The organism is Streptomyces sp. NPDC031210 (genome assembly GCF_055570395.1).
Genome location: NZ_JBVIHH010000003.1, coordinates 36,208 through 49,174, shown reverse-complemented (window position 1 = coordinate 49,174; position 12,967 = coordinate 36,208). Strand labels below are relative to the sequence as shown.

The 12,967-nt window shown below is 66.1% G+C and carries 14 protein-coding genes; 9 read left to right on the top strand and 5 right to left on the bottom strand.

The features are described from left to right. Positions 1-999, bottom strand: a 999-nt coding sequence (locus ACZ45Z_RS07380; protein WP_468358705.1) for an SDR family oxidoreductase, incomplete at its 3' end; no start/stop codon positions are given. 829 nt (positions 1,000-1,828) lie between these two features. Beyond that, on the bottom strand, positions 1,829-2,326 hold the full coding sequence (locus ACZ45Z_RS07375) for a hypothetical protein (RefSeq protein WP_468357589.1): 498 nt from the start codon (positions 2,324-2,326) through the stop codon (positions 1,829-1,831). Positions 2,327-2,638: 312 nt separating this feature from the next. Here ACZ45Z_RS07375 and ACZ45Z_RS07370 point away from each other — a divergent pair, with 312 nt between their 5' ends. Next, positions 2,639-3,127, top strand: a complete 489-nt coding sequence (locus ACZ45Z_RS07370) for a ricin-type beta-trefoil lectin domain protein (RefSeq protein ID WP_468357586.1) — start codon at positions 2,639-2,641, stop codon at positions 3,125-3,127. Between the two features lie 489 nt (positions 3,128-3,616). On the opposite strand, the gene ACZ45Z_RS07365 is transcribed toward ACZ45Z_RS07370, so the two are convergent. Beyond that, a complete protein-coding gene (locus ACZ45Z_RS07365; protein ID WP_468357583.1) occupies positions 3,617-3,871 on the bottom strand; it encodes a hypothetical protein in 255 nt (84 codons plus the stop codon). A gap of 131 nt (positions 3,872-4,002) precedes the next feature. On the opposite strand from ACZ45Z_RS07365, the gene ACZ45Z_RS07360 reads away from it, so the two are divergent. From ACZ45Z_RS07360 to ACZ45Z_RS07350, 3 genes are all read left to right on the top strand, one after another. Then, complete coding sequence (locus tag ACZ45Z_RS07360) at positions 4,003-5,472, top strand: hypothetical protein (RefSeq protein WP_468357580.1); 1,470 nt, start codon at positions 4,003-4,005, stop codon at positions 5,470-5,472. Between the two features lie 8 nt (positions 5,473-5,480). Next, positions 5,481-5,870, top strand: coding sequence for a hypothetical protein (locus tag ACZ45Z_RS07355; RefSeq protein ID WP_468357577.1), 390 nt, complete (start codon positions 5,481-5,483; stop codon positions 5,868-5,870). Between the two features lie 162 nt (positions 5,871-6,032). After that, positions 6,033-6,284, top strand: coding sequence for a hypothetical protein (locus ACZ45Z_RS07350; RefSeq protein ID WP_468357575.1), 252 nt, complete (start codon positions 6,033-6,035; stop codon positions 6,282-6,284). 290 nt (positions 6,285-6,574) lie between these two features. Here the strand turns inward: ACZ45Z_RS07350 and ACZ45Z_RS07345 are convergent, their stop codons facing one another. Beyond that, positions 6,575-7,357, bottom strand: a complete 783-nt coding sequence (locus tag ACZ45Z_RS07345) for a transposase (RefSeq protein WP_468357573.1) — start codon at positions 7,355-7,357, stop codon at positions 6,575-6,577. Positions 7,358-7,533: 176 nt separating this feature from the next. On the opposite strand from ACZ45Z_RS07345, the gene ACZ45Z_RS07340 reads away from it, so the two are divergent. The 5 genes from ACZ45Z_RS07340 to ACZ45Z_RS07320 all read left to right on the top strand — a co-directional run bounded on the left by ACZ45Z_RS07340 (position 7,534) and on the right by ACZ45Z_RS07320 (position 11,556). Next, complete coding sequence (locus ACZ45Z_RS07340) at positions 7,534-8,052, top strand: SLATT domain-containing protein (protein WP_468357570.1); 519 nt, start codon at positions 7,534-7,536, stop codon at positions 8,050-8,052. Then, a complete protein-coding gene (locus tag ACZ45Z_RS07335; protein ID WP_468357567.1) occupies positions 8,052-8,531 on the top strand; it encodes a nucleotidyltransferase family protein in 480 nt (159 codons plus the stop codon). The genes ACZ45Z_RS07340 and ACZ45Z_RS07335 overlap by 1 nt, the downstream gene beginning before the upstream one ends. After that, positions 8,426-8,923 carry a hypothetical protein gene (locus ACZ45Z_RS07330; protein WP_468357564.1) on the top strand — a complete coding sequence of 166 codons (498 nt, stop codon included), beginning with the start codon at positions 8,426-8,428 and terminating at the stop codon, positions 8,921-8,923. The genes ACZ45Z_RS07335 and ACZ45Z_RS07330 overlap by 106 nt, the downstream gene beginning before the upstream one ends. 1,091 nt (positions 8,924-10,014) lie before the next feature. Beyond that, a complete protein-coding gene (locus ACZ45Z_RS07325; protein WP_468357561.1) occupies positions 10,015-11,265 on the top strand; it encodes an IS701 family transposase in 1,251 nt (416 codons plus the stop codon). A gap of 120 nt (positions 11,266-11,385) precedes the next feature. Beyond that, entirely contained in the window at positions 11,386-11,556 is a 171-nt protein-coding gene (locus ACZ45Z_RS07320; protein ID WP_468357558.1) for a hypothetical protein, read from the top strand. A 73-nt stretch (positions 11,557-11,629) separates the two neighbouring features. Here ACZ45Z_RS07320 and ACZ45Z_RS07315 read toward each other — a convergent pair whose 3' ends face one another. Continuing rightward, a complete protein-coding gene (locus ACZ45Z_RS07315; protein WP_468357555.1) occupies positions 11,630-12,631 on the bottom strand; it encodes a hypothetical protein in 1,002 nt (333 codons plus the stop codon). Between the last annotated feature and the right edge of the window lie 336 nt (positions 12,632-12,967).

Sequence of the window (12,967 nt, the reverse complement as noted above, 5' to 3'; positions counted from 1 at the left end):
ATACCCCCCGAGCGCCCCCATCGACCCTCCCGCTCCTCCCCCCCTCCCCCCCCCCCCCCCCCCCCCCCCCCCCCCCCCCCCCCCCCCCCCCCCCCCCCCCCCCCCCCCCCCCCCCACGCCCACGTACAGACTGAGCGCCGCCATCACTTCGCGCACAGGAACATCCTGCGGGTGCACGACGTGGTAGGTGGACAAGCCCTGAGCCGGACAGCGACGCACGGCCTCGGTCATCACGCGGGCCGCATCCTCGACCAGCAGAAAGTTGACGCAACAGTGTTCGGCGACCCCGTACACCGCGACCCCCTGCGGCCGGGACGCCAACCCGGGAACTGCTCGAATCCCGCCCGCCACGAAGTCCGCCACCACCTGCATCAGATGCTGCGGGTCCCCTGAAACGGCACGGCACGAACTAACCAACCCGCTGGGCCGGAACACCACAGCCGTGCGCTGTTCCTCCCGTACCCAGCGACGGACCAACTGCTCCGCCTCGAACTTCGAACGCTCATAAGGGTTGTGGAAGCCGTAGGAGTCGTCGAGTTCATGCTCCAGCACCGTCCCAGCGGGCCGGGCACCGGCGACCGCCACAGTGCTGATGTGGCACAGGAGCGGCTTCCTGACGCCCTGTGAGACCAGGTCGATCGCCCGACGAGTTCCTCCGACATTCGTGTACCCAGCTCGGCTGTTGACCGAAGACAGCGAAATGTCCGCTGCGCAGTGCCACAGGACATCGATCCGATCGGCCAGCTCCCGGAAGGCCCCCTCCGACAGTCCGAAGCGGTGCTGCGTGATGTCGGCCGTCACCATCTCAATCCGTCGCAGGAGATACTCAACCTCGTCCAACGGCACCCCCGAGGAACGGAGAAAACGCGCGATCCGCTCATCAGGGCGAAGCGGCCCCGGCCGAGCCAGCACCACAAGCGACCCATGATCACGCAGCAGCTCGGGAACCAGCCGAAGCCCGAGAAACCCAGTCGCACCGGTGATAGCGGCAACGCTCATCGCGCGCCCTGAGGCACCATCCGTCACCAGGTGCACAGCTCCACCCGCCTCCTTGTGGAAATCCGACTCGGATGGATCGTTCCTCGGAAAACCGGGTGCCCGGCGTGAGCCATCGCCGTCGGTCGGGCGAATACGCCGCTGTGGGCCAGGACTCCGTAACTCATGCGGCAGCCTCCGCCGACGGATACCCGACGCGGCGGGCTCCAGCAACGGCTGTTTCCAGGAACCCCTTCACGCCAGCGGCACCTCCGCGGCGCACGAGGCACGGGGAGCAAGTCGTATCCGCGCGCCCCACCGTCATCACGTTCCTACCCGGCCGCTCAGCTACGATTCTTCTCACGACGACTACAACGCCGCCGGCACTGAGAGGTCGCGGTCTCCGGCGGGACGGCCCCGCACGAGCGGCACTGGCGAATTGCTGACCGCACGGGGGCCGATGCCGAAGAAGCGATCCTCCATACCCCGGGTGGCCCAACATCCCAGCCTGGTGGCCTTCGCCCAGCCTCCACCAACGCCCGCCCGGAGCTTCCCACTTCCAAGGCTGCGCCCGCCGCCGAGCGGACCTCCCTGTCACCGCTCGTCCTGAAAGGGGGCAGCCGGAGTACGCCAGAAGCAGGCAACAGGAGCGTTCAGGGGAATGTGTCCGCTCGCCGGACGCTGCTATGGCCGTGCTGGGGCTACACGATGGAGAGAACCGGCGTTCGACTGGTACAGCGGTTGGCGCTGAGAGTGATCACGGCTGAAATGCCAGGACATCGGTGGTGTGACCGTGTGGTGACGCGGGGGCGTTCGGTTCGTTGAACGACCCCGCGGAACCGGTGGCCGATGGTCAGGAAGAGGTCGTCCCGGGATACCAGTTGGCGATAGCGGTGATTTGCTCCCGGGTGAGGGTTGCTTCTTCGTGAGTCGCGGCGTGGAGGGTGGCCGCGATGATGTCCCGCAGCAGGTGGCAGAAGTTCCAGACGGGTCCGGGGGGAAGGGAATCCAGGTAGTTGGTGGCCTGATTGAGGTTGCGTTGGGCGCAGTCGCGCATGTCTGCGGGAGTCCAGCCGTCCGGGAAGAAGTCCACACCTCGGGCGAGGTCGTCGTCATGGGCCCAGAACATGTGGACCGCCTGGAGTCCGCGGCCGTATGCGATGGCGTCGTTCGGGTCGGTGGTGACACTGGCGTGCCGGTGCCAAAGGTTGCTGAGGCCGACGCCGATGGACCCGGAAACGGTATAGGTGTAGTGGTCCAGGTCGGCTTCGGTGGCCATATGGAAGTCGCCGGGCCGGCCCGTCGCGTCGCAGCGGGCACCGGTCAGACAGGATGACCGCCATGCCCGCACCGCCGCCCTCCACCCGCAGGTTCAAAGCAGCAGTGTCACCGGATGGGGGCCGTTTCGTGTTTCAGATGCCGGTGGTAGTCGCCTGGGTGATGACACGGTCCGCGAGCTATTCCTGGCCGGGCGAACAGAAAGGCGCTCCAGGCTGCCCGACAGTCTCCGACGGTTGGACTAACGCAGTGTCTCCCAGCGACCGCACGAGCTGTTGAGATGAATACACGATTGGGTTAAATCGGGGGATTTGGCTCAGATTTCGATCTCCTAGGTCATACACTCTGAACCTCCTGTTGATCTATAGAGAAGGCAATTCGAGCTGTGACCAGGAAGAAGCCTGTCTTCACCCATGCGTTCTTCGCGCTCGCGGCGGCGGCCACTGTATGGGCGGCTGCAGCCGTCCCCGCTCAGGCAGTGGAATTCCCCTCCGGTGAATTCATCATCAAATCACATGGCACAGAGACTGATGGCAAGTGTCTCGGCCGATGGGCGAGCAACCGCGGGCCGCAGGGGTTGCAGTTCGAGGAATGTAACTCGGGTCCGGAACAGCGATTCAGTTACGACCCGGCAACGCAGCAGATCCGTCAGGCCGCCACCGGGCTATGCGCTACGGCAGACTTCGGCGTTGTGACGCTCCGCCCCTGCGACGGCCGCCAGAAGCCACAGAAGTGGATGTCATCGCCCGACGAGGACATCCGATGGATCAACGGAAAGGCCTGCTGGCGCGGCCCAACGGACATCGGGCGAGTCACGTGGGGTAACTGCGATTCGAAGAACGTGAAGTACAGCGTGGATCCCGTCATCGGCTAACCGGTCTCTCGGCTGAGGAGAGGCCCTCTTCTGGCGGGGAATCCCACGGTGAACCCAGATGTCCGGCACCCCGATCGGCCACCGCGCTCGCCGACCTGACTGCCACCAAACCTCTGCTCCTCCTCGTCCGCGACCAGGCGGGCGGCTTCACCGCCCGCTACGCGGACAGGTGACCACCGTCCTGATCACCGTCGGCTCCGCACCGCGGCTGTCCCTCAACCGCCCACAGCCTGATTACTGTTCGCGCCGCTGTTGCTCTCCCTCACTGGTCGGCTGCCCCAGGCTGAGCGGGAATGCGGAACAAGGCATGACGAGCCTTTCGGCGGACTACTTCCAGCCGGCCGTCGGCTACCATGGCCTTCAGGCATGTCCTGACCTGTTTGACGGACTCCCGTCCTAGCCCGACCCGGACGTCGTCGGCCTTCCACAGCCGTCGCGGTTCCTGTGCCATCAGCGCGAGAACCTCCTGAGGCTCCAGGTCAGGTTCGTTCACAGGTGCTTTGGTTTCCGTTGCAGGGCGGGGCCGGGGGTGGCGATGTCGGCGTGGTGGACAGGGCCCTTGTGCAGCTCGCGGTACAGGTCCTCGTGTTCCTGGCAGTCGCGGGCGGATTCCAGGAGTTCTTCGTAGTACCGGGCCTTGGAAAGGGCGACGTCGCGCTGCTGTTTCCACTGTGCTTTCAGCGTCTCGAATCTTTGCCAGGCTCTGCGGATCGGGCCACGACATCGGGATATCCACGTCCGCACGCTAGCTCCGCGGCTTTCGGTCCTTTCTCCGGCTGTTTTGTAGCCGATGCCCACTGTTGGGTGGTTGGGGTACGTAGCGTCCAAGCTGGCCTGTTCCGTCGGGGGGCGGGCAGTAGGAGAGCGAGGCACGCATGGGCGTTGGGGACACGACTCCGCGACAGCGGCTGGAACTGCTGGAGGGTCTGCTGTCGGGCACGCGGTCGGACTCACGTGCGGGGCGGATGCTGGCGGGTTCGCAGCATCGCAATGTGCTGCTCGGGGCGGCGTTGCATGCCGCGGACCGGCTGCGGGCCGGGCAGACGGCGACCGATCTGGAGCAGATGCTGCTGGAGACGCTACGGGCGGCGTTGACGGATCAGGAGATCAAGGACTGGGGGCAGGTCTACCGAGACTCGGTGGACAAGTCCGGCGGCCGACTGGACACACTGCCCGAGACCATCACCACCCGCCCGGTGACCTCGGGTTACACGCTCGACAACCTGCGGGACGGCTTCGCTCCGGTGGCGCAGGAGCACCTGTCGCGGGCGAACCTGTCGGTCATGGACCGGGAAGTGCTGGCAGCGGGAGGCAAGGTCGACAATGACGCGTTCACCGCCGCCACCCGCGAACTCAGGCTTGGGGTCTCGGTCCCTCGCACACCGGAGCCAACCGAGACAATTGCCGCGCCGGCGTACCAGGTGAAGCTGGAGCTGGAGAGCTTCTACGTCGAGCGGGAGGTGGGCGACGGGTTCACCGGCGGCAAGGACGAGATCTACTGGTGTATCACCGCCTCCAGTGACAGGGCCAAGGGCCCGGCTTTCAGGTCAGAGGAGTTCGGGGCGGTGAAGAGGGGGGAAACCCGCTCCTTCTCGTCGTCGCAAAAGGTGATCTTCGACGGGCAGGCGAGCAAGGGCCTGGTTGTGCACATCATGGTCTGGGAGGCCGACAACAGCACCAGCGAGTGGTACGACAAGCTCCAAATGGCAATGCAGAAGCTGAATGATCAGCTTTTCAGTACCTGGCAGTGGCAGATCGGCACCGCGATCGGGGACGCCGGACTCGCCGGCGGCTTCTTGATGGAAGCCGTCGGGATGCTCGCAACCTTCATCGCCATCTGGCGCAACGAGGACGACATGTCCTGCGAGCGCGGGTTCGTCCTGGACCAGTACACCCTGGCCGTGATGGCGCACCGCGGGATCACCGAGTGGGACTTCAACGGTGACGGCTTCCACAAGCTGAAGGTCAAGTCGACCGGTGGGAAAGTGCCCTTTCCCGAAGGCACCCTGGAGTACGCGGTACGCACCGGTGAGAGCTGGGGCACACCGATCGCCCTGCCGTGGAAGAGCGTCACACCTCCCGCCCTGGCCTCGTACAACAACAAGCTGTACGCGGCGTTCGTACGTTCCGACCATGCGGTGATGTGGACACGCCTGGAAGGCGGGGTGTGGAGGAGCCCCGAGCGGATCGGCCAGGACCAGAGCAACTTCGCTCCCGCCCTGTGCGCGGCCCACGGCAAGCTGTTCTACGCCGTCACCGGCCGCGACGGCGGGCTGTATTGGCGCAGCTTCACCGAAAACACGTGGGGGCGGTGTCCAGGTTCCATGGCTACGGTGCGTCCATAGCACCGGGCGTGGACTGGAGCGGGCCCTACAAGGACACCCTGGACTGGCAGGTGGGTAACCCCCTCGGCCTGGCTGTCCACAACAATCTGCTCTGGCGGATCACCAGCGGAAGCGGTGGCACGTACTTCAGCACGTCCGACGGAGGTGCAACCTGGACCAACCAGGGCACCCACACCAATCCAGGGTGGGTCACCCCGCGAGGATCGGCCGCCGTCGCCCACGGCGGGAAACTCTGGGTCATCCTCCGCGCAGAGGACGGCACCGTACGCGGCGTCGCCAAGGGCAGCACCGCGTGGGGCAGCTTCGAAACCGTCAGCACACAAACAGCGACCCCGGCCATGGCCGAGCCGGCCGCAGCCTCCCACAACAACAAGCTCTACGTGATGTACCGCCGCTGATTCCTGCGGGCGCCCTCGCTGAACCCGCAAGAGGGGCGAAAGGCGAGCGGGGGCCGCGCCCTGATCGCCGTCTCCGGCCGCACGGACGTCGTCGCGGAACTGATCACCCGCCGCCTCGCCGCGCTCACCCGCAGCGGCCTCCAAGCCCTCCATGAGCCCGCGGTGCGCGCGGTGGTCCGCCAGGCCGTCCGCACCGCCCCACCCCCGCCGCCCGCCGATCCGCCGGCGGATCCCGCGCTCGCCGCACTGCGCCGCGTCGTCGACGACCTCGCCGCCAGCCCCCACGCGATCGGCGAGCTGATGCTCGAAGTCGCCCCGGCTTACTGGCTTCGTTCACTTCAACTGACAGCGTTTGTTCATGGGTTCCGGCGGCGTTTGGCGATCGTCGGACCTCTGGATGTTCACGGGAAATGACGTCAGTCCACCTCTGGCGGTGTCCCACCTCTCGCCCTGCATCACAGATCAGTCGTGATCATCAGCGCATAATGATCACTCTGGCCGGCTGCGGGGGTGGCAGCATGCCATGTCATGGCAGACGACAGCACGAGTAGGTTTCAGGCGGGTCAGACGGGCCTCATCGTCAGGATCCCGGACGCCGAGCCGGCAGTCCGCGCATGGCGTGGACGGTTCGATCCGTAGCGGCAGCGACACTGTGCTGGCCTGCCGCGTTTCCCGCCCCTAAAGGTTGTCTCGTAGCGCCGTGATCAGCCTCCGCTGAGGGCGAGGTTGTGCATGTGGGCGACGCCGCTGGTGGCCCAGAAGACGCCGTCGCCCTTGAGGCGGCAGTTGCGGAGGATCTTCCAGTTCTTCATGCGGGCGAAGGTGTGCTCCACGCGGGCCCGGACCTTCCGGTGGGAGGCGTTGTGCCGTTCTTTCCAGTCGGGTAGCCGGTCCTGTCCGGCCTGGCGCCGGTGGGGCATGAGGACGCCGGTGCCCTGGTAGCCGCCGTCGGCGATGACGGTCGCGTTGCCGCAGGCGTCCTTGATGCCGGATTCGGAGAAGGCGGTGCAGTCGTTGCGGTTGCCCGGCAGGGGCTGGCCGACGGCCAGCACGAGCCGGGTCTCGGTCTTGACCAGGACCTGGAGGTTCGCCGAGTAGCGGTGGTTCTTCGATGAGGCGGACACCCTCCTGTCCCGGGTGGGCACCAAGGTTCCGTCGACGATGAGGGTCTGATGCCGGCCGGGCTTGCGCTTGCCGGGCGCCAGGGCCAGCAGAGGGCCGTGTCCGCTGATGATCCTGCCGACCGCCGCCGGGGAGATCCCGAAGAGTGGGGCGAGCTGGCGCATGGTGAGGTTGGTGCGGCAGTACATCGCCACCAGCAGGACTCGGTCCTCCAGTGTCAGTGCCCATGGGCGGCCCGGTCGGTCCGGGGCCAGGGCCCGGCTGCCCTCGCGGTGGACGGCCCGCACCAGGCGCTGGAACTGAGGCAGGCGCAGCCCGGTGAACACCTCTATGAGCTCACGGCGTTGAGCGGTGACGATCTGCACAAGAAGCCCAACGCAGCAGCCGACCAGGAGTTACGAGACAACCTTTAGCCGATCTCCGTCCTGGCAAAGCGGCGACCCGCGCTTTACCGCAATGCAGGGGATTGCGCGATAATGGGCGTGGGTGCGCCTGAGTCACCTCAGGGGGCGAAGGCCAGCCCGTCGAGAGGCGGTGCACGTTGAACGAGGAAGCCGACGGCCGGGATGCGCTTCACGCAGAGTTCAGCCGCATCGAGGAATCGTGCATGTACTCGGCGCAGGGTCAGTTTGAAGCAGCCAAAGTGTGGCGCAAACTGAATCTCATCCTTGGCTCAGCCGCAGCCGTGCTGGCCGCTGTGGCGGGCAGCACGGTACTCGCCAGCAATTCCCTCGATGCGGTTGCTGGCGGCCTCGCACTCGGGGCGGCTTTCACGGGTGCAGTGATGACCACGGTTAATCCCTCGCAAAAGGAGACTCAAGTCACCGACTCCGCCAAGGCGTATCAAGTCGTGCAGGCAGCGGCGCGGCAGGCTCGCAAAATCGACCTTCCGCGTTCCAGTTTCCCCGAAGCTCGATCTTCCCTCACCGAGCTGACGGACCGATGGCAGGCGGCCAATCAGGCGGCGCCGCCGATCTCCAAGCGAGCCCGCAAGCGTGCCCAACGGAACATTGCCTGTGGCGGCCAAACCTATGCAGTCGATAAAGGGATCACAGGCTGATGGCGACCACCGTGAGCAGCGCGTTCGACGAGTTCGAGAGGTGGCTTAGGGTCGATGGCCGGGAGCTCGACCAGGTCAAGGGACGACCTGCCAGCATCGAGAACTACCTCGGCGGCACCTTCGATACTGCCTCCAATATGCCGCTCGTCGACACCAGACTCATCGGCTCCGCCGACCGGGGCACGCTCATTCACCCAGCCGACGAAGTCGATGTTTTCGCGCAGTTCAGCTGCGCAAAGGGCGCCTGGGATCGCTACCGGGAAGACTCCCAGGCCTTCATCTACCGCGTCCGCGACGCCTTGTCGGGCTACCAGGCGGAGATCGTCGGCACCCTTGGCAGGTGGTACGCCTGTTCTGCAACTCAGGCCCGCACGTGGAGATCGCTCCGGTGTTCGCCTTGTCGGCGGGTGGGTTCCTGCTGCCAAACGGGAGAGGCCGGTGGCTCACCACCGACCCGCCGGCTCAGAGCACCTGGCTGAACCGGCAGCACGCTGCGCTCGATGGAGACCTGAAAGGGCTGATTCGGCTGGTCAAGGCGTGGAACCGGGCCCACAGTGCCCACTTCAAGTCTTTCCACCTCGAAGTGATGGTCGCCAGCGCCGTCTCAGCCCTGGGCAACACCAGCCGCACGGCCCTGCTGAAGATCTTCCGGACCGCTCCTAGATTCCTGAATGTCCAGGACCCCGCTGGGTGCAGTGAGGACCTTTCCGCATACATGACTGCCAACCGTCGTGTCAGCGCTCTCACCGTCATGCGCTCGGCTGCGGAGCGTGCGGAACGCGCGATCGACGCAGAAGTTCACGGCGATACCAGAGAAGCCATCAGGCTCTGGGGGATCACCCTCGGCGTCGGCTTCCCGTCTTACGGATGAAGCGGTAAACGGGAGGGCCAACAACCCCTCCTCGCTCACTCGGCACTTCGCACGCTCCCAGTGCGTCACCTCCTAGACTGGGGCAGCCCAGAAGACCGGGCGCCCGGGGAGGCCCTCTGCCCGGCGTCCTCAAGCGTACCGAGGACGCCCGACAAAGTGACCTCCATCACCGAATGGACCGCTGAAAGCGACACGATGGCTCACACGAGCACGCCGCGTACCGACCGGCGAGACCCGGTGTAAAGCGACACAGCAAGCGTGGGACACGGGGAGTGCCGGGATACCCTGGGTATACCTCCCGGGATCTGGCCCTGCCGGTCCTGGAAACGCTCCTCTCGGCACGATGGCTCCACCGCCTCGTACCCGGCCCCCGGGCCGGCGACCCCATCAAGATCACGCTCACCCGGCACGCGCGCCGCCTCACACCAGGTGCCACACCCCCACCGCCGCCCACGGGACCTTGCCCCAAGCCGAGTCCCATCACCGTGCAGGGGCGCGGCTACGAGATCGCCGCCTGGGTGGACGCCTACGTGGCACGACACCACCACGGGCCACAGACCCGCGAACTGCTCGCCGCGCACTGTGAAAAGGCCCCCAAGGCGCCACCGTGGACGGAGCAGATGATGACGGCCACGCTCCAGCGACTCGCCGAGGACGGCTGGCTCCGCATCGACGGCTCCCGCTGGTACCGGAGCCCGGCCCGGCCCGACCTACCTACGGCGGCTCGCCCGCGAACAGGCCGCCGAGCCCGCGGTCGTTCCTCATGCACAGCACCGCCCCTCGGCTGATGCTGAGACCCAGGCCTTGCGCGGCTTGTGGGCAATCCCCGGTGCCACAGCCGTTCTGGGCCCCCGCGCCCGCTGACATCCCGGCGCCAGCACCGCGTTCGTGGACCGCACCTGTGGACGGATGATCGTCATGGGGCCCCGGCCGGAGGAACAGGCAGTGACCTCGCGTGCCCGTACACGTTGAAGGGCCGTGCCGACGCCTTCCGATACCTCTCTCGCCCCGACCGCGCCCGCTGCCAAGAGCACGCCCTAGTACTCCAGCAGCGGTTCGTGTCCTGAGCTGGTGGTTGTCGTTGTCCTGGTATGGAGGGGATGACTGAAGTCGCAGGCTGGGCGAGTGAGTTGGAGTCGGTGTTTGCGCGGGTGGCGGGTCGATTCGCTCGGGCGGATCTGCGGTGGCGGATGCGGGACTATGTCCGGGGCCTGCTGGGGCAGGCGGCACGGAAGAACGGCTGGCAGCTTGCGGAATGGGCAGGTCATCGCACTCCGGACGGCTTTCAGCGGCTGTTGAACAGCAGCGTCTGGGACGCGGATGCGCTGCGTGACGATGTCCGTGCTTATGTCGGTGAGCGTCTCGGTCCGGGCGGGGTACTGATTATCGACGACACCGGGTTCATCAAGAAGGGCACCACGTCGGCCGGGGTGGGCCGGCAGTACACCGGTACCTCCGGGAAGATCGACAACTGTCAGATCGGGGTATTCGCCGCCTACGCCACCAGCTCGGGTCGGGCCTTGGTCGACCGGGACCTCTACCTGCCGAAAGCCTGGACTTCCGACCGCGACCGCTGCCGGGCGGCGAAGATTCCTGACGAGCGGGGCTTTGCCACCAAGGGTGAGCTGGCCCGGGACATCGTCCGCCGCTGTATCGCCACCGGCCTGCCCGCCGCCTGGGTCACCGCGGACGAGGCGTACGGGCAGGACTGGCACTTCCGCCGCCTGCTCGAACAACTCGATGTCGGCTATGTGGTCGCGGTGCCCAAGTCCCAGCAGATCAAGTCCCTGGCCGGTATGTGGCGCATCGACCAGCTCATCGAGGATGCCCCTGCCGATGCTTGGCAACGGCTGTCCTGCGGCGACGGCGCCAAGGGCCCGCGCGTCTACGACTGGGCCGCGGCCAAGCTGCCCGCCAACCTGATCTTCGACCCCGATCCGCCGACTCATCACCGCTGGGTTATGGCCCGCCGCAGCCTGTTCGATCCCGGCGAGCTTGCCTACTACCTCGCCTACGCACCCGTCGGTGTCGAGTTGGCCGAGTTGGTCCGGATCGCTGGCTCCCGCTGGGCGATCGAGGAGTGCTTCCAGGCAGCGAAGAACGAATGCGGCCTGGACCAGTACGAGGTCCGCCGTTGCATCGGCTGGTACCGGCACATCACCCTGGCGATGCTCGCCCACTCAGTCCTGGGCGCACTCGCAGCCCAGGCCGGTGATCCGGCAAAGGGGGCTGCAGAAACGGATCAGCCCTCGTCCCGCTCACCGTGGCAGAGATACGGCGACTCCTGGACGCTCTCCTGCCCCACCCGCGAGCCGACCGCGATCCCATCGCCCATGCATTGACATGGTCGGCCTGGCGACGACACCGCCAAGCCATCGCCCGCCACTGCCACTACCGCAGAAGAACCAGCTCAGGACACGAACCGCTGCTGGAGTACTAAGACGGGCAGGTGGCCGACTCGAGTGTTCGCCGAGCTGGAGGAGCAGATGATGACGCTCGCCGACCAGGGGGAGACGGAGGACTCCCCGGATCTGCTCGACAGTGCCGTGTGGGCGCTGTGGGACCTGTTCCTGGACCCGACGATGCCACCTCCGAGGGCGAGCGAGGAGGGGCGTTTCTCTGGGCGGCGGTGAGTACTCGCTGGGTGTCTTCGATGCCCTTCGTTATATCTCCGCTATCGCTGGCCTAGGCATGGCAGAGCCATGCCTACTTCCCCGGAAAGAGCACTGGGTAGAGGAAGGCCAAGGCACCCAAGCCGGTGAGGACCCTGTTCCGGTAGATGGCAGCGACAACAAGGACGGAGGCTGCGGCAGATACTTGGACCGGTAGGCCCAGGGCTGGGGTTGCGATCGCCGCACACGTAGCAGCCGTAACCGCAGCGACAAGTTGCAGGGCCTCGTAGCGCCGCTCAGGCGTAGGAAGTCCTTCGAGATCACTGTCGTCAAGGAGAGCTGCAACTCTGCCCTCGGCATAGCGGGCGCTGACGCGCAGTGTCAGTCGGGCCAGTTCCTTGGCAGCTTCCTTGGGTTCTTTGTCGAGGTCTGCCTCGGCGGATCGCAACGCGGCGGCAACCTTGTACGCATGGTGACGCATCGCCCTCCGGCGTCTCCACGAAGTGAAACCGGCCGTTCCGCGCATAACCCGTGCGCCGTAGACCCGGCTCCCAGCACGGCGGGTGCTGAGCCAGTAGTGCTCGTCTTCGTTTCTTGAGGCTTGAACGATCGCGGCGCACCGCTTGATCACATCGACCCACACGAGTAGCGGTAGGTATATGCCTGCCTTCGCGCCGAATGTGGTGCCGAGCATCACTGCGGTACGACGCACGAACAGGAACGTGGCGAGAAGAGCCAGCGCCGGTACCGCCAGATCGAGTGCTTCCAACCAGAGTGGTGCGGAGCCTGTTCTCATCAGGTCATAACGTGCTGTGTACGGGGGGTAGAGCCGGATCGCAGCGCGACGCGCCAGCAGGTTGAACACGACCCATGTGAGGAAAATGATGGGGGCGAGCATGAGGAAGAACACCGGGCCTGTGTGAAACCGCTGCCGTATGGCCCTGCATAACTCGCCCGGCACTGGGCCGATGCCGAGAGAGGCAGCGTCTTTGCGAAGCCGTTTTATGGTCTCGCTGGCGTGCTGCGCCTGGTGGCGCACGACGCGTTCCCGGAGCGGACGGGTGACGGCTCGCCAGGTGTTGGATCGATCAGACATGCCCGGCAGCGTGCCACAACCAACTGACAGCCGAGGAACATGGCGGCGCCTCTGCGTTGTCAGCGAACGGAGATTGTCCCTGGGGGTCTGACGGCGACAGATGTGAATTCAGACGGCTGGATGGAGTGGGCTGGGGCGTTGGGCCAACACCCAAGGGGTAGTCATGGGTCTGCGTCAATTCGTGATCGATGCCTGGTCGTGGCTGAACTACAAGCCGGTGATGGCGGAGGCCGGCAGGGCTGGGAACCGTTCATTCCCGGAGTGCGCACGAACTACTGACAAGCCAGCGTCGGAACCGCTGACACTTCCAGGGACCGTGCCGTTCCGGGTGGTCCT

Bases quoted from the DNA above. Each gene is read 5' to 3' on its own strand.
- ACZ45Z_RS07360 (WP_468357580.1), top strand. From the start codon at position 4,003: ATGGGCGTTGGGGACACGACTCCGCGACAGCGGCTGGAACTGCTGGAG.
- ACZ45Z_RS07335 (WP_468357567.1), top strand. From the start codon at position 8,052: ATGGCGACCACCGTGAGCAGCGCGTTCGACGAGTTCGAGAGGTGGCTT.
- ACZ45Z_RS07325 (WP_468357561.1), top strand. From the start codon at position 10,015: ATGGAGGGGATGACTGAAGTCGCAGGCTGGGCGAGTGAGTTGGAGTCG.
- ACZ45Z_RS07315 (WP_468357555.1), bottom strand. From the start codon at position 12,631: ATGTCTGATCGATCCAACACCTGGCGAGCCGTCACCCGTCCGCTCCGG.